We start from the raw sequence: 20,749 nt of genomic DNA, 5'->3' as shown, positions 1-20,749 counted from the left end.
GAGAGCATCATGGACATTTTCAACGCAATCCTTGGCCCCGAGCTGGGCGCCTTTGGCCCCGTCATTCTGGTTGGGTTCCTGGCTGTGGCTCTGATCATCATCGCCGCGATGATCCTGATGAACCAGAAGGCCGACCCTCTGGAAAAACTGAACAAGGACACCAAGCGCGAGCAGTCAACGACAACCAAAGCCGCCAAGCTGCGCGGCGCCAAATCAAACGACAAGCTGGAAAAATATTCCACCTTTCTGGAACCCCAGAACGAGAAGGAATACTCGGCCGTTCGGCAAAAGCTGCTGCAAGCGGGCTATCGCTCCAAGGACGCGGTGCGGTTTTACCATTTCGCGCAGTTTGCCCTGGGCCTGGGCGGTCTGGCGCTGGGGGTGCTGTATTTCGTGGCGGTGCTGTCCAGCAAGGAACCCACCACGCAGCAGACGCTCATGTGGATTCTGGGGCCGGGCTGTTTTGGCTATATGATGCCCAAATACTGGGTCACCAAACGCCAGCAGAAACGCCAGGAGGAAATCACCCAAGGCTTCCCCGATGCGCTGGACATGATGCTGGTCTGCGTCGAGGCCGGCCAGTCCCTGGATCAGTCGATCATCCGCGTATCGCAGGAAATCCGGTCGTCCTATCCCTCGCTGGCCGATGAATTTGAAATCGTCAGCCACCAGATCAAGGCCGGCAAGGACAAATCCACCGTTCTGTCCGACATGGGCGAACGCTGCGGCGTGCCCGATGTGTCCAGCTTTGTCACCGTGCTGGTGCAATCGGCCACCTTCGGGACATCAATCGCCGAGGCGCTGCGGGTTTACGCAGGGGAAATGCGGGACAAACGCGTGATGCGCGCCGAGGAAGCGGCAAACAAGTTGCCCACCAAGATGACACTTGCCACAATGGCGCTGACCGTGCCGCCGCTGCTGATCATTCTGGTTGCGCCCTCGGCGGTTGGCATTCTGGAACTGGGCAAGTGAGCAGATAAATGACAACAGCAAAGGCAGGGCTGGCCCTGCTGACAGCGCTAAGCCTGGCCGCCTGTTCTTCGGGCGGCCTTGGTGCATCAAAGGACGGGCTGACCGCGCCGGGCCTGTCGCAACGCGGGCAGGCGGTGGACGGTTTGCTGGTCGGTCAGCGCCTGATGGATGCGGGCGAATATGAGCTGGCGCTTCAGGCCTATTCGCGCGCCGCGCTGGCCCACGGGATGACAGTGGACGTGCTGGCCGGGCTGGGCACCGCCAATCTGGGGCTGGGGCGGCTGGGACAATCCGAAACCCTGCTGCGCCGCGCCGTCGCCACCGATCAGGCCATCCCCGAGGTCTGGAACAACCTGGGCGTCGTGCTGATGGAGCGGGGCAAATCGGCCGAGGCCGTGCAGATTTTCCAGAAGGCCTATGCGCTGGATAATGGCGAAAGTGACTCAATTCGCGATAATTTGCGCTTGGCACTCGCAAAATCGGAAAAACCGGCCTATGATGCTGAACAAGAACAAGATTATAAAGTGGTACGGCGTGGTAGCAGCGACTACCTGATCCGCCAGATACCCTAATTGGGCAAGAGCAGTAAAAGGACGCAAAAATGCGCCACACTCTCATCTTTTCCTTGTGCCTGGCTGGCGTCGTCGGCCTGTCTGCGTGCGATCAAATTCGCGGAAAAAACCAGGTAGATAGGGCACTTAGCGCCGTGAACGCGGTGGATCAGAACAATCTGTCAGACATCATGCTGACCGTGGCGGACCCCAATGAGGCGGTGACGTACTTCACCCGCTCGGTCAAGGAAAGCCCCGATCGGATCGACCTGCGGCGCGGTCTGGCCACCTCTCTGATCCGGGCCGGACGCCCCACCGAGGCCGTCCCCGTCTGGAAAAAAGTCGTGGAGCACCCCCAGGCCACAAATGACGATCAGGTGGATCTGGCCGATGCTCTGATCCGCACCGGCAACTGGGACGAGGCCGACAAGGTGCTGGACACCGTGCCCCCCACCTTTGAGACCTTCAAACGCTACCGGCTGGAGGCGATGGTTGCCGATTCCGATAAGGAATGGAAAAAGGCCGACAGTTTCTATGAGATCGCCGTGGGCCTGACGACCCGCCCGGCCGGTGTGCTGAACAACTGGGGCTATTCGAAACTGACGCGGGGCGATTTCTCGGATGCGGAACGTCTGTTCACCGATGCGATCCGCAACGATGAGAAGCTCTTTACCGCGAAAAACAACCTGGTTCTGGCCCGCGGGGCGCAGCGCAATTATACCCTGCCCGTCATTCCGATGACTCAGATCGAGCGGGCGCAATTGCTGCATACCCTGGGGCTAAGCGCCGTGAAACAGGGCGATATTTCCACCGGCAAGGGCCTTCTGCGCGAAGCCATCGACACTCATCCGCAGCATTTCGAGGCCGCCGTGCGCAGCCTGCGCGCGCTTGAAGATAACGTAACGAACTAATCCCCGTGTCCGAGATGATCGCCAACATCAACCTGGCCATTCCGCAGACTGCGGCGCTGGTTCTGTTCGTTCTGTCCCTGCCCGTCTGTGTCTGGGTGGCCTGGTCCGATATGAAGGCCATGCGCATCCCCAACAAGGCCGTGCTGGCGCTGGTGGTGATTTTCGTGCTGGTCGCGCCGTTCACCATGCCGCTGGAAACCATGGGCTGGCAGATGCTGCATCTGGTGGTGATCCTGCTGATCGGGATCGTGATCAACGCCGCCGGTCTGGTGGGGGCTGGCGATGCGAAATTCGCCGCCGCCGCCGCGCCCTATGTCGCCTTGGGGGATCTGCGGTTCATGATCGCGCTGTTCGCCGCCTGCCTGCTGGCGGGCTATACCGCGCACCGGATTGCCAAGTTCACGCCCCTGCGCCGCATGGCCCCCGATTGGGAAAGCTGGAGCCGCAAACGCGATTTCCCCATGGGCCTGCCGCTGGCCTCGACCCTGTCGATCTATCTGTTGCTGGGGGCCTTGGGCGGGGCCTGACGGCTTCGCGATTTTTCCGGCTCTTCTCCATCTTTTTGCCACCTTGTTCGGCCAGATTGCCCCAAAGCCCCCTGCAAGGGGCCGCAGACTCATGCAACGGGACGATCAGACGCCATGAACATGCAAGCCCAGCCCGGCAATCGGGTGACGCCTCCGCCTCCGCCCAGCAGCCTGGAAGACATGCGGCTGCCCCTGCCGATGATGCGGGACATCCTGCTGAAAACCATCTTTCGCAAGAATGTCTCGATGGTATCGGACGTGGCCGAGGCCGTTTGCCTGCCCCGTCAGGTGACCCAGGAACTGGTGGACATCGCGCGCGAGCAGCGCCTGCTGGAGGCCACCGGCACGCTGAACGCCAACAGCGGCAACGAGATGGGATACCAGCTGACCGACGCGGGCAAATCGCGGGCGCTGGACGCGCTGTCGCAATCGGAATATTTCGGCGCGATGCCCGTGCCGATGGCCGTCTACCGCGAACAGGTGAAACGGCAGTCCATCCGCAACATCCAGATCAGCCGTCAAGAACTGACCGACGCGATGGGCCATCTGGTGCTGCCGCCCGATCTGCTGGGCAATCTGGGGCCGGCCGTTAGCTCAGGCCGCTCGATCCTGATGTATGGGCCGCCGGGGAACGGGAAATCCTCCATCTCGAACGGCATCCGCGACGCGATGGGCGATAAAATCTATGTCCCTCGGGCCATCGAATACTCCGGTCAGGTGATCACCGTCTATGACCCGATCGTCCATTCCGCCGCCGAGGTCGAGATTGACGATCCCAATTCCCTGCGCCGCCGCCGCACCTTTGATACGCGCTATGTGCGCTGTGACCGGCCCACCGTGATCACCGGGGGCGAGCTGACGCTGGACATGCTGGATCTGGTCTATAACCCCACGGCGCGCACCTATCAGGCGCCGCTGCAATTCAAATCCTCAGGCGGGATTTTCATCGTCGATGACCTTGGCCGCCAGTCCGAGCCGCCCCAGTCGCTGGTCAACCGCTGGATCGTTCCGCTGGAGGAAGGCAAAGACATCCTGGCCCTGCAATCGGGTGAAAAATTCGAGGTGCCTTTCGATACGCTGGTGATCTTTTCCACCAACTTTCACCCGAATGAAATCTTCGACCAGGCCGCCCTGCGCCGGATCTTCTTCAAGATCAAGATCGACGGGCCCAGCCAGGAAAATTTCCTGAAAATCGTTGCCCTGGTGGCCCGCAAGAAAAAGATGCCCCTGGACGAGAACGCCCTGGTTCATCTGCTGCAAAACAAATACCCGACGATTGATAACGTCTATGCCAATTATCAGCCGGTGTTCCTGATTGATCAGATGATCGCGATCTGCGAATTCGAAGGCATCCCCTATCAGATGACCCCCGAGCTGATTGACCGCGCATGGGCCAACATGTTCGTGAAAGACGAAAAAATCGTGAAATAGGCAGGAAGGCGCGCGGCATTCCGGATCGGGATGCGAAAACGCGCCGCCCCCTGGGCCCGAAGGCCCTGCTGGCTGCCTGTCTGGGCGGCCTGTTTCTGTTGTGCGGCAGCGGCTGAATCGCTTGTCCACGGGATGAACGCTGCACCCGCCCCCATTGACAGCGCCCATAACCACTCATGCACAGAATTCATACGAACACTAATTTAAAATTGATCAGCCTTATGTATTATCCCTTCTGTCCGGTTCGGTCAAAAGGAGGACCCTGACCGCAGGCCACGCCCTGCCCGGATGAATGGCCCGAAGCACTGCGCCCGCGACGCCGACTCCTCCGCTGTGACCTGCGCGTCACGGCCCGGATAGCTGCACGCAAATTTCAGGCCAACAACATTAGTTGCCTTAGGGAGGTACACATGAACCTGAAACATTTTCTGACCTCGGTCGCCGTCTGCGCCTCGGTTGCGCTGCCCGCCACCGCCGAGGAAATCCGCGCCACCTCGTCTTTCGGGCCCAGCCATGTGCTGGCCACCGATGGCTATCCGATGCTGTTCAAGAAGCTGGAAGAATTCACCGAAGGCCGCTGGACCGGCTATGACACGCCCTCGGGGCTGCTGGCACCGAACGAGATGAACACCGGCCTGCGCGATGGCATCTCGGACATGGGCCCGATCATCCTGCCCTATTTCGCAGCGGACTACCCGGAATCGGGCATCGTGGGCGAGCTGTCGATCCTGGGCACGGACAACCGCGCCATTTCCTCGGCCGTGACCGAATACATCGCCACCTGTGACGCCTGCCAGGCGGAATTTGCGGCCAATGGGCATGTGTTTCTGGGCTCGGATGCGACCACCAACTATCAGTTCCTGTCCACCGTGCCGATCCGCAGCCTGGACGATATGAAGGGCATCCGCATCCGCACCGCCGGGTCGGTCTTTACCCGTTTCGTGGAATCTCTGGGCGCCGAGCCCGTGCAGATGCCCTCGTCCGAGCTGTTCGAGGGCCTGTCCTCGGGGGTGATCAACGCCACTTATTCCTCGGTTGCCGATCTGAAGAACGCGCAGCTGTATGATGTGGTCAAGGCCGTGACGCTGATCGATCAGGGCGTGTTTAACGCCGCCGCGATGACCAATGCCTCGTCCATCCTGTGGACCCGCATGAGCGCCGAAGACCGTGCCGCCCTGGCCCATGCCGCGCAATACGCACAAACCATCGGTGTCCAAAGCTGGATCGACACCACCAACGAAGCCCGCGCCGCTGGTGAAAAGCAGGGGATCGAGTTCATCACCCCCGATGACGCGATGAAGGCCAAATCGGCTGAATTCCGTGCCGCGCATCTGGCCCAGGCCGCTGCAACGCTGGAAAGCCGCGGCGTCACCGATGCCGCCGCCAAGATCGCCCGCTACGAGGCCCTGCTGGCCAAATGGTCCGGTCTGGTTCAGAACGTCAGCACCGATGCGGAACTGGCCGAACTGCGCAACCAAGAGATCTGGTCCAAGATCGACTTCGCAACATACGGTCAGTAACACCCCATGCATTTCGCGGACCGTTTCATTGCGGCCACGACGAAATGGGTCGGAAGCGCCATCCTCATCCTGATGGCGCTTCAGATCGTGATCGACGTGGCGATGCGTAATCTCTTGGGGGCCGGGTTTCCCGCCACCGCCGAGATCGTCTCGAAGTATTACATGCTGGCGGTCAGCTTTCTGCCCATCGCCTATGCCGAGCTCCAGCGCCGCCATGTCGAAGCTTCGATTTTCACCGATATGATGCCCAGAAAAACCCATGGGGTGATCTATGCCCTGGGCTTTGCCCTGTCGCTGATTGTCTATTGTCTTCTGGCCTGGGGAACCGGCAAGGAAGCCCTGCACCAAACCAAACGCGGCGCCTATGTCGAGGCCGGTGCGATGGATTTCTACACCTGGCCGGGCACCTGGATTCTGCCGTTCTGTTTCGGGCTGATGGCCATTGTCGTCGCCCTGCGCCTGATCGAACTGCTTAGCGGGAAGTTCCGCGATGCGCCGGCCGATACCGCCATCATCACAGACCCCATCGAGAAGGATAACTAACATGGATCCGATGACTATTGGTATCCTCGCCGTTGTCGGCGTTCTGGGGCTGATCATGCTGCGTGTGCCGATTGCGGTGGCGCTGGTGTTCGTTTCATTCGTGGGCATCTGGGCCATCGTGGGCGAGCGCCCGGCCATGTCGATGCTGTCCACCGTGCCCTATAACTTTGCCGCCAGCTGGACGCTGTCTTCGGTGCCGATGTTCCTGTTGATGGGCTATGTGGCCTATCATTCGGGCCTGACGCGCGGCATGTTCGAGGGCGCGCGCGCCTGGCTGGGCTGGATGCCCGGCGGGCTGGCGATTGCCTCATTGGCGGGTGCGGGGGGCTTTGCCGCCGTGACCGGATCGTCCATCGCCTGTTCGGCCGCCATTGGCCGGATCGCCGTGCCGGAAATGCACCGCCAGGGCTATGACATTCGCATCGCCACCGGATCGGTTGCGGCGGGGGGCACGATTGGTGCGCTGATCCCGCCCTCGATCCTGCTGATCCTGTTCGGGATTCAGGCCGAAGTGTCGATCACCAAGCTGTTCATGGGCGGGCTGATCGTCGGGGTCATCTCGCTGGGGCTGTATATCGCCGCCGTGCTGATCAGCTATGTGCTGGCCCCCGAGCGCCTGCCCCGTGCCGCGCCCTCCAGTTGGGAGGAACGCATGGACGGCCTGCGCGAGGTCTGGCCCGTGCTGCTGATGATCGTGGTGGTCTTTGGCGGACTGTTTTCCGGCCTGTTCACCGCAACCGAGGCCGGAGCCGTCGGGGCCGTCATTGCTATCCTTATCGGCATTGCGCGCAAAACCCTGACGTGGAAACTGTTCAGCGAAAGCTGCGTGGATACGCTGCTGTCCTCGGGATCCTTGTTCATGATCGCCATCGGGGCCAACCTGTTCACCCGTCTGGTGGCGCTGTCGGGCCTGTCGCGCTGGATCGGCACCGGAATCGAGGGGCTGGGCCTGGGCGTTCTGGGTATCCTGATCCTGATCACGCTGATCTATCTGGCCCTGGGCATGTTCCTGGAACCCATCGGCGCGATGCTGCTGACCCTGCCGCTGTTCCTGCCGCTGATCCACAGCCATGGGGTAGATGTCATCTGGTTCGGCATCCTGCTGGCCAAACTGCTGGAGATCGGGATGATCACGCCACCTGTGGGGTTAAACGTGTTCGTCATCCATTCGGTGGCCAAGGATTTCGTCAAGCTCGAACAGATCTTTGCCGGAATCCTGCCCTTCCTGGCGGCGGACCTGCTGCTGGTGGTGGGGATGCTGGCCACCCACGCGCTGTTCTAAACCAATGGCGTTCTGAGCCCTTCACTCAGGACGCCTCAGGGCCCCGCCCATTCGCCCTCGGCGACGCAGCTTTTGATCGTGCTGCGCAGCCAGCGGTTGGCGGGGTCCGCATCTGCATTCGAATGCCAGTACAGATAGGCGTCGATCCGGGGGGACTCGAACGGAACCGGCACGATCTGATTGTCGAACCACACGTTCGCCCGCCGGGCAAAGCTTTCGGCCATGGTCAGCACCAGATCCGAGGACGCCACCGCCCGCATCGCCGTATTGATCTGCTGGCAACGCGCCACCACCCGCCGGGTTTCGCTGTCGCGGGACAGGGCGATGTCCTCGGGGCCGGCGCCCTTCGCCCGAGAGGTGACGATGATATGATCCAGCGCCAGATAATCGCGCAGCGTCACGCCCCCATCCACCAGCGGATGCCCCCGCCGCGCCACCACAACCGAGGGCGAGGACAACAGATGCTCGCGGTGAATATCCGCGCCCAGCGGCAGGAACACGTCAATCGCGGCGTTCAGCTCCCCCGAGGACAGCTCTGCCTCGATCCGGCGCCTGTCCAGCGGGGCCGAAGCCACGGTCACCTTGGGCGCTGTCGTGTTCAAAAGCATGACCAGCGGCAGGAAAAAGCTGTTCTCCATCAGCGAGCGCATCCCGATGGAAAAATGCATCTCGGCGGTTTCAGGGTCGAACCCGTCCAGCTCACCCAGGGTGCGTTCGAACAGCTTCAGCGCCTCGCGCGTCGGACCGATCATTTTCTGCGCCAAAGGGGTCGGCACCAGCCGCTGCCCGTGCCGCACGAACAAAGGATCGCCCACCCGGTCGCGCAGCCGCCCCAAGGCATGGGAGATCGTCGGCTGCGTCAGATGCAGCGTCTCGGCGGCGCGGGTAACGCCGCCCTGGGAATAGATCGCCTCGAAGACGACGAAGAGGTTCAGGTCTGTGCGTGATATATTCATTTCATCTATGCCGATATATCCCGGTAATTCATTTTCTTATGAATTCAGGATGTGCCATCTGTCAACAGGGAGGCAAAAACAATGACGAACACACCATCCCTGCCCTTCGATCAGAACCGGCTGGCGGACTATCTGTCGAGCGTGCTGCCGGGCAGCGGGCCTGTCACATTAGAGCAGATCGCGGGCGGGCATTCGAACCCCACATATTTCATGGATTTCGGCGGCGCGCGCTATGTGCTGCGCAAGCAACCACCTGGTGAACTGCTGCCCTCGGCCCATGCGATTGACCGCGAATTCCGGGTGATCAACGCGCTGGCGAGCACTGGCGTCCCTGTCCCCGCCACCCCGCATTATTGCGAAAACCGCGAGATCATCGGCACTCCGTTTTACATCATGGAGCGGCTGGACGGCCGCGTGTTCCACGACAACAGCCTGCCCGGCCTTAGCCCTGCCGACCGGGGTGCCATCTACGAATCGATGAATGACACGCTGGCGCAGCTGCACGCGGTGGATATTCAGGCGGTGGGCCTGTCCGATTACGGCCGTCAGGGCGGCTTTTTCGACCGCCAGATCGCCCGCTGGACCAAGCAATACGAGGCCGGCAAAACCCGCGAGATCGAAGAGATCCCGCAACTGGCCGCCTGGCTGGCCGACAACAAACCCAGCGATGATGAAACCACGCTGGTGCATGGCGATTATCGCCTGGGCAACCTGATCATCCACCCCACCAAACCCGAGGTTCTGGGCGTGCTGGATTGGGAACTGTCCACCCTGGGCCATCCGCTGTCGGACCTGGGCTATAACCTGATGCCCTGGACAAATCTGGCCGAGGAATATCACGGCCTGGGCGATCGCGATCTGGATGCCTTGGGCATTCCCAGCCGCGCCGCCTATGCCGCGCGCTATTTCGAAAACCGGGGGCTGCCGCTGGATAGCAGCCCCTTCTACACCGCCTTCGCCTATTTCCGCCTTGCCGTGATTTTCGAGGGCATCGTCGCCCGCGCGGCCAAGGGTGTGGGCAGCGCCGAGGGCATCGACCACCTGAGCCGGGTCTGGGCCCGGCACGGACTAGACCTTGCAGGAGACTGATATGGAATTCACCTTTTCTGAAAAAAGCCTGGAGATGCAGGCCCGCGTTCGCAACTTCATGGAAGACCATGTCATCCCGCGCCACAAGGACTTTATGGCCGAGCAGCATAACGGCACCTACACGCTGTCTTTTATGAACGATCTCAAGGCGCTGGCCAAATCCGAAGGCCTGTGGAACATGTTCCTGCCCGCGCTGAAAGATGACGAGCCCGGCACCCGCATGTCCAACCTGGATTATGCCCCGCTGGCGGAAATCATGGGCCGCCTGCCCTGGGCCTCCGAGGTGTTCAACTGCTCGGCGCCGGACACCGGCAACATGGAAATCCTACACATGTTCGGCACGCCCGCGCAGAAGGAAAAGTGGCTCAAACCCCTGCTGAACGGCGAGATCCGCTCGTGCTTTGGCATGACCGAACCGGATGTGGCCTCGTCCGATGCGACCAACGTGCAGACCCTGATCCGACGTGACGGCGATGAATACGTGATCAACGGGCGCAAGTGGTTCACCACCGGGGCGGCCTCGCCCAATTGCAAACTGTGCATCGTGATGGGCAAAACCGACCCGGACGCCGACCGCCACAAGCAGCAGTCGATGATTCTGGTGCCGATGGACACCCCCGGCATCACCATCACCCGCAACATCCCCGTGATGAACCATCACAGCTATGAGAGCCACTGCGAGGTCTTGTATAAAGACGTGCGCGTGCCTGCCGAGAACCTGCTGGGCACCGAAGGGTCGGGCTTTGCGCTGGCGCAGGCGCGTCTGGGGCCGGGCCGTATCCACCACATGATGCGCTCGCTGGGGCAGGCCGAACTGGCGCTGGAGCTGATGGTCGAACGCTCGCTGGAGCGCAAAACCTTTGGCAAATACCTGCACGAACAGGGCGTGGTGATGGAGATGATCGCCCGCAGCCGCTGCGAGATCGAACAGGCCCGCCTGCTGGTGCTGAAAGCCGCCTGGATGATCGACAATGTCGGCGCCAAAGAGGCACGGAATGAGATCGCCATGATCAAGGTCGTGGTGCCGGAAATTCAGGGCAAGGTCATTGACCGCGCCATCCAGATTTTCGGTGGCATGGGCGTGACGCCCGACACCCCGCTGCCCGATCTGTGGACCATGGCGCGCTGCCTGCGTCTGGCCGATGGCCCGGACGAGGTACACCTGCGCTCGCTGGGGCGCTCATTGGTGAAGGCCGCACAGAAAGGCCCGATGGATTCGCACCGCTACTATACCGCGCCCGATCGCGCCTCCGAAACCGACATGCGCCCCGGCGTGGCGGCGGCGGTTGCGGCCCTGCAAACCGCCGAGGCCGCGGAATGAGCCTTCAGGCCCGTCTGCAAAACATCACCGCGCTAGAGGGGGCCGCCCCCTATCTGGCGCGGTCCGCCGAAATCGCCGGTCAGGTTCCGGACATCCCGCACGCAGACCCCGCCCAGATCACCTCTGTGGGCGTTCTGGGTGCGGGGGCCATGGGGCGCGGCATTGCGATGGCCTTTGCCCAGACCGGCCACCGGGTCACGGTGGTGGATCCGGCGCGGGCCGCCTTGGACACCGCCCGCCAGCATCTGCAATCGCTGACCGATCGCGCCGTCGCCAAAGGCCGGATGGACCCCGACACCGCAGCCGCACAAATGGCGCGATTTACCTTTGCCGACGCGATCAGCGCCTTTGCCGGCTGCGATCTGGTGGTCGAGGCCGTGCCGGAAATCCTGTCTCTCAAACAGCAGGTCATGGCCCAGATCGAACGCACCGTGTCTGAGGACGCGCTGATCACCTCGAATACCTCGACGCTGGATGTCGATGCGATTGCCCGGTCTCTGGACCGGCCCGCGCGGTTCCTGGGCACCCATTTTTTCATGCCTGCGCAGGTGAACCCTCTGCTAGAGGTCATCCCGGCAGACACCACCGATCCGGCCATTCTGGCGCTGACGATGGCCCTGGCGCAGAAGCTGCGCAAACGCGCGGTGATCGCGGCCAACGGCGACGGGTTCATCGGCAACCGGCTGTTCGACCGGGTCCACCAAGAGGCCATGTATCTGGTCGAGGAAGGCGCCTGGCCGCAGGACGTCGATGAAGCGCTTGAGGCATGGGGCATGGCCATCGGCCCCTTCCGCGCGCTGGACATGGTGGGCAATGACATCCCCTGGGGCGTGCGCAAGCAGCGGGCTCAGCGGGCCACCCCGCCGCCACAGCCCCGCGTGGGCGACGCCCTGTGCGAGGCCGGCTATCATGGGCAGAAAACCGGGCGGGGCTGGTATCTGTATGACGACGCCACCCCGCGCGGACGCAGCTACGAGGACAGCCGCGCGCTGATCTTGCGGGTCAGCCGCGAATTGGGCCTGACCCGCCGCACAATCACCGCCGAGGAAATCGTCGGCCGCGTGATCACCGCCCTGATGGTGGAATCCCTGGCGCTGGTGGCCGAAGGGCGGGCGCTGCGGGGCAGTGACGTGGACGTGGTTTATACCACGGGCTACGGATTTCCGGCGGCTTTGGGCGGCCCGATCCGGTTGGCCGAAACCCTGGGCCCCCGCGCCGTTCTGGACCTGGCGGGCTGGTATGGCCAGCTCAGCAACCGGGCCGACACGGCCTGGAAACTGCCCGCATCCTTGCAGGAGACAGCCTGATGCGTCTTTTCGATCTGACAGGGCAAGTGGCCCTGATTACCGGCGGCTCGCGCGGGTTGGGCCTGCAAATCGCCGAAGCCCTGGCCGAGGCAGGGGCCGCCGTCATCCTGACCGCCCGCAAACAGCCCGAACTGGATACCGCCCGGACTCATCTGGAAACGCTGGGCGCGCGGGTTGCCACGATTGCTTGCGATCTGTCCGATCTGGACAGCATCCCCGGTATCGTGGATCACGCCAATAGCCTGTTCGGCCCGCTTGATATTCTGGTCAATAACGCGGGCACCAGCTGGGCCGCTCCGACCGAGGATCATCCGCTGGACGGCTGGAACAAGGTGATGACGCTGAACATTACCGCGCCTTTCGTGCTGACACAGGCAGTGGCGAAAAGCTCGTTCCTGCCGCGCCAGACCGGCAAGATCCTGAATGTCGCCTCGATTGGTGGGCTGTCGGGCAACCGGGCGGACAGTGACATGTTCACGATTGCCTATAACAGCTCGAAAGCGGCGATGATCAATTTCACCCGCGCGCTGGCCACCGAATGGGGACGCCACAATATCAATGTGAATGCTCTTGCGCCCGGATTTTTCCCGTCCAAGATGTCCGAGAAGCTGATCGAGCGGCTGGAGCAGACGCTGCTGCCCTCGATTCCGCTGCACCGATTTGGCGGCGAGGAGGATCTCAAAGGCCCTGCCCTGTTCCTGGTCAGTGACGCCGCCCGCCATATCACCGGGCAATGTCTGGCCGTGGATGGTGGTGCCACCGCCTGACCTTGAGGGAGGAAAAAATGGAACGACTGCAACATCAGGTCTGGCCCCTGGGCCGGCCCCATGATGTCCCGATTGCGGACTGGACGCTGAACGACAACCTGTTCCGCAATGTCGCCGCGACACCCGATAAACCCGCTTTGGTGTTTTATAACCGCATCACCACCTATGCCCAGCTGGGCGATCAGGTAGAGCGCACGGCCGGTTATCTGCAACAGGTCTGCGGCGTGCGCCCCGGAGACCGCGTGGCGATCTACCTGCAAAACTCGCCGCAATTCGTGGTGGCGCTGTACGGGATTGTGCGGGCGGGCGGCGTGGCCGTGCCGATCAACCCGATGAACATGACCTCGGAAACCGACTATATCCTTGAAAACGCAGGCATCCGCACCGTGCTAACCGCGCAGGACCGGATCGAGACGCTGCAACCGCTGCTGGACGCGGGCCTTCTGGATCACGTCATCGTCACCGCCTATTCCGAGGCCCTGCCCAGCGATCCCCCCGCCGGCATCCCCGACACGATTACCGCGCCCAAGGCCGCGCTGCCAGACGGCTTCACCGCCTGGGCCGACATGCTGACCGCCGCCGCCGCCCCTGCCCCCTTTGATCGCGCCCCCGCAGATCTGGTGCTTATGCCCTATACCTCGGGGTCAACCGGGCGCGGCAAGGGCTGTATGCACACGCACCAGACCACGCTGCACGCCACGCGCTGCATGATCGACTGGTTCGATCTGCGCCGGGACGATGTGTTTCTGGCCGTCGCGCCGATGTTCCATGTGGTGGGGCTTCAGGCCGGGCTGAACTCGGCCATCGAGGTCGGGGCAACCGCCGTGATCCTGCCCCGCTGGGATCGCGACATTGCCGCGGGTCTGATCCGCGAATTCGGTGTTTCGGCCTGGCCCTGCGTGCCGACGATGCTGATTGACTTTCTGAACCGCGATGACCTGCAAGAGGACGACCTGGCCACTCTGCGCGTCCTGTGGGGCGGCGGCATCGCCATGCCCCAGGCCATCGCGCAGAAGCTACAGGACATGACCGGCCTGACCTTTCTGGAAGGCTACGGGATGACGGAAACCATCGCGCCCACCACGGCCAATCCTCCGCATCTGCCACAGGCGCAATGCGGCGGTATTCCGGTCTTCAACACCGATATCGCCATCGTGGATCCGGACACGCTGTCGCCGATGCCCACGGGCGAGGTGGGCGAGATCCTGATTTCCGGCCCGCAGGTCATGCTGGGCTATTGGAACAACCCCGAGGCCGACGCCGAGACCTTCATACAGTTGAACGGCCAACGGTTCCTGCGCTCGGGCGATCTGGGGCGCGTCACCGATCAGGGGTATCTATATATCGTGGATCGTCTCAAACGGATGATCAACGCCAGCGGCTACAAGGTCTGGCCAACCGAGGTAGAGGCCAAGCTCTATCATCACCCCGCCATCGAAGAGGCCTGCATCATCTCGACCCATGACGATTATCGCGGGGAAACCGTGAAGGCGGTTGTGGTGCTCAAACCCGGTGCCAGCCTGACCGCAAAAGAGCTGTCCAAATGGGCGCATGACCAGATGGCCGCCTATAAGGTGCCGCGCGTACTGGAGGTCGTGGACGCGCTGCCCAAGTCCGGCTCGGGCAAGGTTCTGTGGCGCGAGCTGCAAGAAAACGAAAACGCCAAAACCAAGGAATCCGCGTGATGAAAGACGCCGTTATTGTCTCGACCGCCCGCACCGGGCTGGCCAAAAGCTTCCGTGGCTCTTTGAACGCCACGCATGGTGCCACGATGGGCGGCCATGTGATCAAACACGCGGTCGCGCGCGCAGGCGTGGACCCCGCCCAGATCGAAGACGTGATTCTGGGCTGCGGTTTCCCCGAAGCGGCCACCGGCATGAATATCGCGCGCCAGTCGGCGATCCGGGGCGGGCTGCCCGTGGGCAGCGCAGCGCAAACGGTGAACAGGTTCTGCGCCTCGGGGCTTCAGGCGATCGCCATGGCCTCGAACGCGGTGACGCTGGGCCAGGCGGGGGCCGTGGTGGCGGGCGGCGTCGAAAGCATTTCCCTGGTGCAGCCGGTGCTGAACAAATCCAACCTGGAAGAGACCTGGCTGGCCAAGCACAAACCCGCCGTCTACATGCAGATGATCGACACGGCGGATATTGTGGCCGAGCGTTACGGCATCACCCGCCAGGCGCAGGACGCGTTTTCCGCCGAAAGCCAGCGCCGCACCGCCGCCGCGCAGCAGGCCGGTCTGTTCGATGCTGAAATCGTCCCGATGGACACGGTTATGGCCGTGAAAGACCGCGAGACCAAAGAGGTCTCCATGCAGCCTGTCACCGTCACTCGTGACGAATGCAATCGCCCTTCGACGACGCTGGACAGCCTGGCCGGTCTGGACCCCGTGATGGGGCCGGGCAAATTCGTCACCGCGGGGAATGCCTCGCAACTGTCGGATGGGGCCTCGGCCTGCGTGGTGATGGAGGCCGACATGGCCGCCGCTGCGGGTGTGGCCCCCCTGGGGGCGCTGCGGGGCTTTGCCGTGGCCGGGTGTGAACCCGATGAGATGGGCATCGGCCCCGTCTTCGCCATCCCCAAGCTGCTGAAACAGACCGGGCTGAGCCTGGAGGACATCGACCTGTGGGAACTGAACGAGGCCTTCGCCAGCCAGGCCCTGTACTGCGCCGACACGCTGGGCATTGACCCGGCGAAACTGAACGTCAATGGCGGCTCGATTTCTGTGGGGCATCCGTTTGGGATGACGGGCGCGCGACTGGCCGGACACCTGCTGATCGAGGGCCAGCGCCGGGGCGCGAAATACGGGGTCGTGTCGATGTGCATTGCTGGCGGGATGGGCGCGGCGGGCCTGTTCGAGATCTTCCCGGCCTAAGACTCAAACCTCAACATCAAAAAGAAAGGGGGCCCCGCGCGGCCCCCTTTCAACGTGTAGCAGTCAGCGGATGGCCACGGGATTGATCATCATCTGCACTGCCCCACGCAACCGGGTAACGCCCAGCACGAACAGAAATTCGTCCACGCCATCGGCAACCAGCTCTTCTGTCACCATGTTTTCCAGAATGTAGACGCCGTGATCCTTCAGCAAAACCTGATGCGCCTCGAAAACGCCGGCGCCGGGGGCAAAGGGCACCGCCTCGACCCCCCAGGTATCCGCGCCGACGGCAACGGCACCCAGTTCGGCCAGATAGGCGGCGGCGGCCGGATCAATGCCCGGCTCGCCACGGCCATAGCGGGCGGGGTCTGTGTTTTCTCCGGTCAGCAGCGACAGCCAGCCGGTGTGCAGCAGCACCACGTCGCCTTCGCGCAGCTCGACGTTCTGAGCAGCAGCCGCAGCCTGAATATCCTGGGGCGTGATCACCTCACCGGCGTCCATCACCGGCTTCCCCTTCAGGCCCGCAATATCCAGCACCACGCCGCGCGCCACGATCGGGGGGATATTTTCAACCCCCAGCTTGGTCAGCCCGCCGGGCTGCGCGAAATCGGCCCCCTTGTGCCCATTATAGTATTCATGGCTACGGCCCACATGGCCCAGCCCGTCAATCTGGCTGCCGATCCCCAGCCAGCCGCTGAACACGTCATCGTTATAGCTGGACATGGTGGGGCCGTGGCCCTTGCTGTCGATCTGGTTCGGCTGGACAATGGTCAGCCCCAGCTTGCGCGGCGGATAGGCGGGGATTTTATCGTCGATGATCATCCCCAGCGCATAGGTCTTGCCCGTGGTGATCAGGCCCGAGGCCGCCAGAACGCTGGCCTGTGTCACCAGGTTGGCCGCGCCGATCTGATCTTCGGGGCCCCAGCGCGGCTCGGCCTGGATGGGCGCAGACAATAGAGGGGTGATCGCGGCCAGCACGGCCGCGGCAAGTGTCTTTTTCATGGTTGTTATCCTCCCTTGGACGGGGATGCCCCCGTTGCATCACCTTGCAAGAGCCCGAACCGGACATCCAATGAAACATCCACATGACCGGGTATTGGCAAATTCTATGCCCAAGCCCCAAAATGCGCCCCAGCCGGCACCGCGCAGGTTACAGCAGGCCCGCCTGCTCCAGCCCCGGACGATAGGTGCGGCTGACGGGGATTTTATCTCCGTTCGCCAGAATCAGGAAAATCCGGCCCTCCGCGCGCTGCACATCCGTGATCGCCCCCACGGCCACCCAATGAGAGCGGTGCGCGCAGTGGCCCTCAACACTGTCCATCTCGTCGATTGCATCGGTAAAGCGCATCCGCAGACGGTGAGCTTCACCCGGCAGCACCACCTCGACAAAGTGATTATTCGCAGAAAGACGCAGAACGGGGCCCTCGGCCTCGGCTGGCAGGCGGCGCATCAGCCTTGGCGCAGGCGGAGCGGGCGGCGGCGGGGCCTGGGGCACGGACGGCACGGCGGCGGGCATTTCCTGCGCCTGAACCGACCCCTGATCGCCCACCAACAGCCGCTTACTGACCTGTATGATCAAACCGACAAGCGCAACGCACAGGCTGATGCGCAACAGATTCGGCGTCATCACCGACGGATCCACGATGATGAAATGAATCCAGACATACAAAACCGGAGACAGAACCAGCGTTATGCCGCAGACGCGCAGCAGATCGCAACGCCAGCCGGTCAGGCCGGTATGCAGCTTTTTGAACACCAGATTCATCGCGCCCGACGCAATCAGCCCCGCCGCCACGATGACGCCCCAAAACAGCACGCGCGTTCCGGTTTCCATAAGGGATAAGGTGTTGAACGGGCCCATTATCACGGCAACAATCGTGAACAACGCCCATCCCAACAGAACCGAGGCCACCCGGCCTGATCGAAAAACAGCACTCAACATCGCACTCATTTGCCCCGCACCAACCCACCAAGCACAGACAAAAACATTAGTTTACATGGCCTTATACATCACCCACTTTGGGTTGCAACCTATCACTCGGTTGCGCGGCTAACTTCTTAACAATAGGTTAACGGCAGGAGGCCCCATGTCAGACAGTCTTTTTCAGCGCATTTCGCACAGTTTCGAACGCCAATCCATGATGTCCACTTTGGGCGCGCGGCTGGCGGATGTGTCAGAGGGATCGGTTCAGATCACAGCTCCGATTCTGCCGGGCGCACGTCAGCAGCAGGGGCACGCCCACGCCGCGCTGACCTTTGCGATCGGAGATTCCGCCGCCGGATATTCGGCCCTGACCATGATCCCCGAGGGCCAGGAAGTGGTGACCGCCGAGATCAAGATAAACCTGCTGGCCCCCGCAACCGGCGACCTGCTGGTGGCCACAGGCCGTGTGATCAAACCCGGACGCAAGCTGATAATCGTTACCGCTCAGGTCCATGCCCGTGTGGGCGAGCAGGAAAAACTGGTCGCGATTTTGCAGGGCACCATGGTGCCCGTGCCGGTTTAGGGGCGCAGGCCGGCCGCCTCGACACGGGGTTTATAGGTCCGGCTGACGGGCACCTGCGCCCCATCGGGCATCCGCAAGAACAGCTGACCATTGCGCCGCAACACCTGCTGCACCTGCCCCGTCGCCACCCAATGCGAGCGATGCACCCGCAGCCCCGCAAAGCCGGCCAGCTCTTTCTCGGCATCCGACAGACGCATCAGGATCAGGGCCGCGCCCGCATCTGTCACGACATTCAAATAGTGATCCTGCGATTCGATCCGGATCAGCGCCCCGCGGCGTTCTAAAGGCAGCCGTTTTTGGAAAACCGCATCCGCCGCGGGCTGCTCTGCGGCATCCGTCTGCACCACGGCCGGCAGGTGAAAGTGATGGATCAGGGCCACCACGGCCTCGACAATCATGGCGACAATCCACACCACGCCGATCATCCACAGCCCCTGACGCAGACCGCCCCAGCCATCGAAAACAAGAGCATTCAGCCCATGCAGCATTCCCCCCAGCACGATGGCGAATCCCAGCCGCGCCGCCAGTCTGCGCCACAGCCCCTGCCCGGCCAGAAGCCTGCGGAAGCCCAGATCCGTCAGGATCGAGACCCCCGCCACGCAAGCCCAATACATCAAACGCGCCGGTCCGCTTAGCAATTCATAAGTTTCGAACGGGCCTGTCAGCCCTCCTAATACCGAAAGCGCGATCCACAACACCAAAGGCGTTACGATCTCGGGCCGTTGGCGAAGCGCCAAATGCAATGGGCCGTTTTTCATGGTCACACACGCAATTCCCAGCAAGTTCATGCAGTCACGCTTGGCCAGGGTGGCCGCTCATGCTGCTTCTCGTTCTAGAGAAACTGACCGGAGTTGCATAGATGAGCTTTCACCCCCTGGCCCAGGCCCCCGCCGCCATTCAAATTCACGCCTGGATCGCCCTGGCGCTTATTCCCCTGACCGTGGCGATTTTCCTGATCCCCCGCGGCAGCGGGCTGCATAAAACGCTGGGCTGGGCCTGGGTGGTCGGAATGGGGGCGGTCGCCCTGTCCTCATTCTGGATCGCTCACATCCGTCTGATCGGCCCCTTCAGCCCCATTCACGCCTTATCTGTCCTGACGCTGGGCGCGTTGATCCATGCGATCTACAGCATCCGTGCGCGCCGGGTTTCAAGGCACCGCAAAACGATGCTGGGCCTGGTCTGGGGGGCCTTGCTGGGGGCCGGAGCCTTCACCGTTTTGCCCGGCAGGATCATGCATAGCGTCCTGTTCGGAGGCTGATCCGAGCGCAGATATGGCCCTTTTGCCCCTGTTCAGGCGGTCAGCCCCTCTGGCTCTGTCAGGCCATTGGCGCGGCAGCAGGCGGTCAGGGTGTTGGCCAGAAGGCAGGCGATGGTCATTGGGCCGACGCCTCCGGGTACCGGGGTGATCGCCCCGGCCACCGCCGCGCAGCTGGCGAAATCCACGTCGCCCACCAGCCGGGTTTTGCCCGCGCCCTTTTCCGGAGCCGGGATCCGATTGATGCCCACGTCAATCACCGTGGCGCCCGGTTTGATCCAGTCGCCCGGCACCATTTCGGGACGGCCCACCGCCGCCACCACGATGTCCGCGCCCCGCACCACACCGGGCAGATCGCGCGTGCGGCTATGGGCGATCGTCACCGTGCAGCTGTCGCCCAGCAGCAGCTGCGCCATCGGTTTGCCGACGATATTGCTGCGCCCGATCACCACCGCGTTCAGCCCCGACAGGCTGCCATGATGCGCGCGCAGCATCATCAGGCAACCCAGCGGCGTGCAGGGCACCATCGCCTTTTGCCCGGTGCCCAGCAGCCCCACATTCGAGATATGAAACCCGTCCACATCCTTGGCCGGGTCGATGGCGTTGATCACCAGATCCTCGTTCAGATGCGCCGGCAAGGGCAGCTGCACCAGAATCCCGTGTACCTCAGAATCGGTGTTCAATTGGTTAATCAGCGCCAGAAGATCCGCCTCGGACGTGTCGGCGGGCAGTTTGTGCTCATAGGAATTCATGCCCACTTCGACGGTCATTTTCCCCTTCGAGCGCACATAAACCTGGCTGGCAGGATCCTCGCCCACCAGCACCACGGCCAGGCCCGGCGTGATCGCGTTTTCCTCTTTCAGCCGCGCAACATGCTGCGCAACGCGCCCACGAACATCCAAGGCAAACGCCTTACCGTCGATGATAGTTGCGGTCAT

General features: G+C 62.5%; 21 protein-coding genes. 16 read left to right on the top strand and 5 right to left on the bottom strand.

Annotated features, from left to right (window positions below; all coding sequences use genetic code 11):
* The first annotated feature begins 9 nt into the window (after positions 1-9).
* From ACP15O_RS07805 to ACP15O_RS07770, 8 genes are all read left to right on the top strand, one after another.
* Complete coding sequence (locus ACP15O_RS07805) at positions 10-972, top strand: type II secretion system F family protein (RefSeq protein WP_425095507.1); 963 nt, start codon at positions 10-12, stop codon at positions 970-972.
* A gap of 8 nt (positions 973-980) precedes the next feature.
* The gene (locus tag ACP15O_RS07800) at positions 981-1,544 is read left to right on the top strand and encodes a tetratricopeptide repeat protein (protein WP_425095506.1); all 564 of its coding nucleotides are present in this window, start codon (positions 981-983) and stop codon (positions 1,542-1,544) included.
* A gap of 29 nt (positions 1,545-1,573) precedes the next feature.
* Complete coding sequence (locus ACP15O_RS07795) at positions 1,574-2,434, top strand: tetratricopeptide repeat protein (protein ID WP_425095505.1); 861 nt, start codon at positions 1,574-1,576, stop codon at positions 2,432-2,434.
* A gap of 14 nt (positions 2,435-2,448) precedes the next feature.
* Entirely contained in the window at positions 2,449-2,961 is a 513-nt protein-coding gene (locus ACP15O_RS07790) for a prepilin peptidase (RefSeq protein ID WP_425095912.1), read from the top strand.
* Positions 2,962-3,075: 114 nt separating this feature from the next.
* Positions 3,076-4,392 (top strand): ATPase, encoded by a 1,317-nt coding sequence (locus ACP15O_RS07785; RefSeq protein ID WP_425095504.1) that lies wholly within the window; start codon positions 3,076-3,078, stop codon positions 4,390-4,392.
* A 410-nt stretch (positions 4,393-4,802) separates the two neighbouring features.
* Positions 4,803-5,912, top strand: a complete 1,110-nt coding sequence (locus ACP15O_RS07780; protein ID WP_425095503.1) for a C4-dicarboxylate TRAP transporter substrate-binding protein — start codon at positions 4,803-4,805, stop codon at positions 5,910-5,912.
* A gap of 6 nt (positions 5,913-5,918) precedes the next feature.
* Positions 5,919-6,455 (top strand): TRAP transporter small permease, encoded by a 537-nt coding sequence (locus ACP15O_RS07775; RefSeq protein ID WP_425095502.1) that lies wholly within the window; start codon positions 5,919-5,921, stop codon positions 6,453-6,455.
* Between the two features lies 1 nt (position 6,456).
* Positions 6,457-7,737 carry a TRAP transporter large permease gene (locus tag ACP15O_RS07770; protein ID WP_425095501.1) on the top strand — a complete coding sequence of 427 codons (1,281 nt, stop codon included), beginning with the start codon at positions 6,457-6,459 and terminating at the stop codon, positions 7,735-7,737.
* Positions 7,738-7,772: 35 nt separating this feature from the next.
* Here ACP15O_RS07770 and ACP15O_RS07765 read toward each other — a convergent pair whose 3' ends face one another.
* Positions 7,773-8,693 carry a LysR family transcriptional regulator gene (locus tag ACP15O_RS07765; RefSeq protein ID WP_425095500.1) on the bottom strand — a complete coding sequence of 307 codons (921 nt, stop codon included), beginning with the start codon at positions 8,691-8,693 and terminating at the stop codon, positions 7,773-7,775.
* An 81-nt stretch (positions 8,694-8,774) separates the two neighbouring features.
* On the opposite strand from ACP15O_RS07765, the gene ACP15O_RS07760 reads away from it, so the two are divergent.
* The 6 genes from ACP15O_RS07760 to ACP15O_RS07735 are packed head-to-tail and all read left to right on the top strand — an operon-like array spanning position 8,775 to position 16,049.
* Positions 8,775-9,782, top strand: a complete 1,008-nt coding sequence (locus ACP15O_RS07760; protein WP_425095499.1) for a phosphotransferase family protein — start codon at positions 8,775-8,777, stop codon at positions 9,780-9,782.
* Position 9,783: 1 nt separating this feature from the next.
* Entirely contained in the window at positions 9,784-11,103 is a 1,320-nt protein-coding gene (locus tag ACP15O_RS07755; RefSeq protein ID WP_425095498.1) for an acyl-CoA dehydrogenase family protein, read from the top strand.
* Entirely contained in the window at positions 11,100-12,410 is a 1,311-nt protein-coding gene (locus tag ACP15O_RS07750; protein WP_425095497.1) for a 3-hydroxyacyl-CoA dehydrogenase family protein, read from the top strand. Before ACP15O_RS07755 ends, ACP15O_RS07750 begins: the two co-directional genes overlap by 4 nt.
* A complete protein-coding gene (locus ACP15O_RS07745) occupies positions 12,410-13,177 on the top strand; it encodes an SDR family oxidoreductase (RefSeq protein WP_425095496.1) in 768 nt (255 codons plus the stop codon). The genes ACP15O_RS07750 and ACP15O_RS07745 overlap by 1 nt, the downstream gene beginning before the upstream one ends.
* Positions 13,178-13,194: 17 nt before the next feature.
* On the top strand, positions 13,195-14,862 hold the full coding sequence (locus ACP15O_RS07740) for a long-chain-fatty-acid--CoA ligase (RefSeq protein WP_425095495.1): 1,668 nt from the start codon (positions 13,195-13,197) through the stop codon (positions 14,860-14,862).
* Complete coding sequence (locus ACP15O_RS07735; RefSeq protein WP_425095494.1) at positions 14,862-16,049, top strand: acetyl-CoA C-acyltransferase; 1,188 nt, start codon at positions 14,862-14,864, stop codon at positions 16,047-16,049. Before ACP15O_RS07740 ends, ACP15O_RS07735 begins: the two co-directional genes overlap by 1 nt.
* 63 nt (positions 16,050-16,112) lie before the next feature.
* On the opposite strand, the gene ACP15O_RS07730 is transcribed toward ACP15O_RS07735, so the two are convergent.
* Positions 16,113-17,051 carry a cyclase family protein gene (locus ACP15O_RS07730; protein WP_425095493.1) on the bottom strand — a complete coding sequence of 313 codons (939 nt, stop codon included), beginning with the start codon at positions 17,049-17,051 and terminating at the stop codon, positions 16,113-16,115.
* Positions 17,052-17,199: 148 nt separating this feature from the next.
* The gene (locus tag ACP15O_RS07725) at positions 17,200-17,988 is read right to left on the bottom strand and encodes a LytTR family DNA-binding domain-containing protein (protein ID WP_425095492.1); all 789 of its coding nucleotides are present in this window, start codon (positions 17,986-17,988) and stop codon (positions 17,200-17,202) included.
* Between the two features lie 148 nt (positions 17,989-18,136).
* Here ACP15O_RS07725 and ACP15O_RS07720 point away from each other — a divergent pair, with 148 nt between their 5' ends.
* Positions 18,137-18,556: a PaaI family thioesterase gene (locus ACP15O_RS07720; protein WP_425095491.1), complete on the top strand. Its 420-nt coding sequence runs from the start codon at positions 18,137-18,139 to the stop codon at positions 18,554-18,556.
* Here ACP15O_RS07720 and ACP15O_RS07715 read toward each other — a convergent pair.
* Complete coding sequence (locus ACP15O_RS07715; protein WP_425095490.1) at positions 18,553-19,344, bottom strand: LytTR family DNA-binding domain-containing protein; 792 nt, start codon at positions 19,342-19,344, stop codon at positions 18,553-18,555. The two genes, ACP15O_RS07720 and ACP15O_RS07715, sit on opposite strands and share 4 nt — an antisense overlap.
* 71 nt (positions 19,345-19,415) lie before the next feature.
* On the opposite strand from ACP15O_RS07715, the gene ACP15O_RS07710 reads away from it, so the two are divergent.
* On the top strand, positions 19,416-19,814 hold the full coding sequence (locus tag ACP15O_RS07710) for a DUF2306 domain-containing protein (RefSeq protein WP_425095489.1): 399 nt from the start codon (positions 19,416-19,418) through the stop codon (positions 19,812-19,814).
* Positions 19,815-19,846: 32 nt separating this feature from the next.
* On the opposite strand, the gene folD is transcribed toward ACP15O_RS07710, so the two are convergent.
* Positions 19,847-20,749 (bottom strand): bifunctional methylenetetrahydrofolate dehydrogenase/methenyltetrahydrofolate cyclohydrolase FolD (gene folD, locus ACP15O_RS07705; protein WP_425095488.1); only part of this gene is annotated, 903 nt, incomplete at its 5' end.

Origin of the sequence: Youngimonas ophiurae (nom. illeg.), assembly GCF_049803795.1 — a bacterium.
Lineage (GTDB): Bacteria > Pseudomonadota > Alphaproteobacteria > Rhodobacterales > Rhodobacteraceae > Thalassobius.
The sequence above is the reverse complement of the archived record's forward strand: the minus strand, read 5'-3'. Positions and strand labels throughout refer to the sequence as shown.

Coding starts and splice junctions, on each gene's coding strand:
- ACP15O_RS07805 (WP_425095507.1), top strand. CDS start 10: ATGGACATTTTCAACGCAATCCTTGGCCCCGAGCTGGGCGCCTTTGGC.
- ACP15O_RS07800 (WP_425095506.1), top strand. CDS start 981: ATGACAACAGCAAAGGCAGGGCTGGCCCTGCTGACAGCGCTAAGCCTG.
- ACP15O_RS07795 (WP_425095505.1), top strand. CDS start 1,574: ATGCGCCACACTCTCATCTTTTCCTTGTGCCTGGCTGGCGTCGTCGGC.
- ACP15O_RS07790 (WP_425095912.1), top strand. CDS start 2,449: ATGATCGCCAACATCAACCTGGCCATTCCGCAGACTGCGGCGCTGGTT.
- ACP15O_RS07785 (WP_425095504.1), top strand. CDS start 3,076: ATGAACATGCAAGCCCAGCCCGGCAATCGGGTGACGCCTCCGCCTCCG.
- ACP15O_RS07780 (WP_425095503.1), top strand. CDS start 4,803: ATGAACCTGAAACATTTTCTGACCTCGGTCGCCGTCTGCGCCTCGGTT.
- ACP15O_RS07775 (WP_425095502.1), top strand. CDS start 5,919: ATGCATTTCGCGGACCGTTTCATTGCGGCCACGACGAAATGGGTCGGA.
- ACP15O_RS07770 (WP_425095501.1), top strand. CDS start 6,457: ATGGATCCGATGACTATTGGTATCCTCGCCGTTGTCGGCGTTCTGGGG.
- ACP15O_RS07765 (WP_425095500.1), bottom strand. CDS start 8,693: ATGAATATATCACGCACAGACCTGAACCTCTTCGTCGTCTTCGAGGCG.
- ACP15O_RS07760 (WP_425095499.1), top strand. CDS start 8,775: ATGACGAACACACCATCCCTGCCCTTCGATCAGAACCGGCTGGCGGAC.
- ACP15O_RS07755 (WP_425095498.1), top strand. CDS start 9,784: ATGGAATTCACCTTTTCTGAAAAAAGCCTGGAGATGCAGGCCCGCGTT.
- ACP15O_RS07750 (WP_425095497.1), top strand. CDS start 11,100: ATGAGCCTTCAGGCCCGTCTGCAAAACATCACCGCGCTAGAGGGGGCC.
- ACP15O_RS07745 (WP_425095496.1), top strand. CDS start 12,410: ATGCGTCTTTTCGATCTGACAGGGCAAGTGGCCCTGATTACCGGCGGC.
- ACP15O_RS07740 (WP_425095495.1), top strand. CDS start 13,195: ATGGAACGACTGCAACATCAGGTCTGGCCCCTGGGCCGGCCCCATGAT.
- ACP15O_RS07735 (WP_425095494.1), top strand. CDS start 14,862: ATGAAAGACGCCGTTATTGTCTCGACCGCCCGCACCGGGCTGGCCAAA.
- ACP15O_RS07730 (WP_425095493.1), bottom strand. CDS start 17,051: ATGAAAAAGACACTTGCCGCGGCCGTGCTGGCCGCGATCACCCCTCTA.
- ACP15O_RS07720 (WP_425095491.1), top strand. CDS start 18,137: ATGTCAGACAGTCTTTTTCAGCGCATTTCGCACAGTTTCGAACGCCAA.
- ACP15O_RS07715 (WP_425095490.1), bottom strand. CDS start 19,344: ATGAACTTGCTGGGAATTGCGTGTGTGACCATGAAAAACGGCCCATTG.
- ACP15O_RS07710 (WP_425095489.1), top strand. CDS start 19,416: ATGAGCTTTCACCCCCTGGCCCAGGCCCCCGCCGCCATTCAAATTCAC.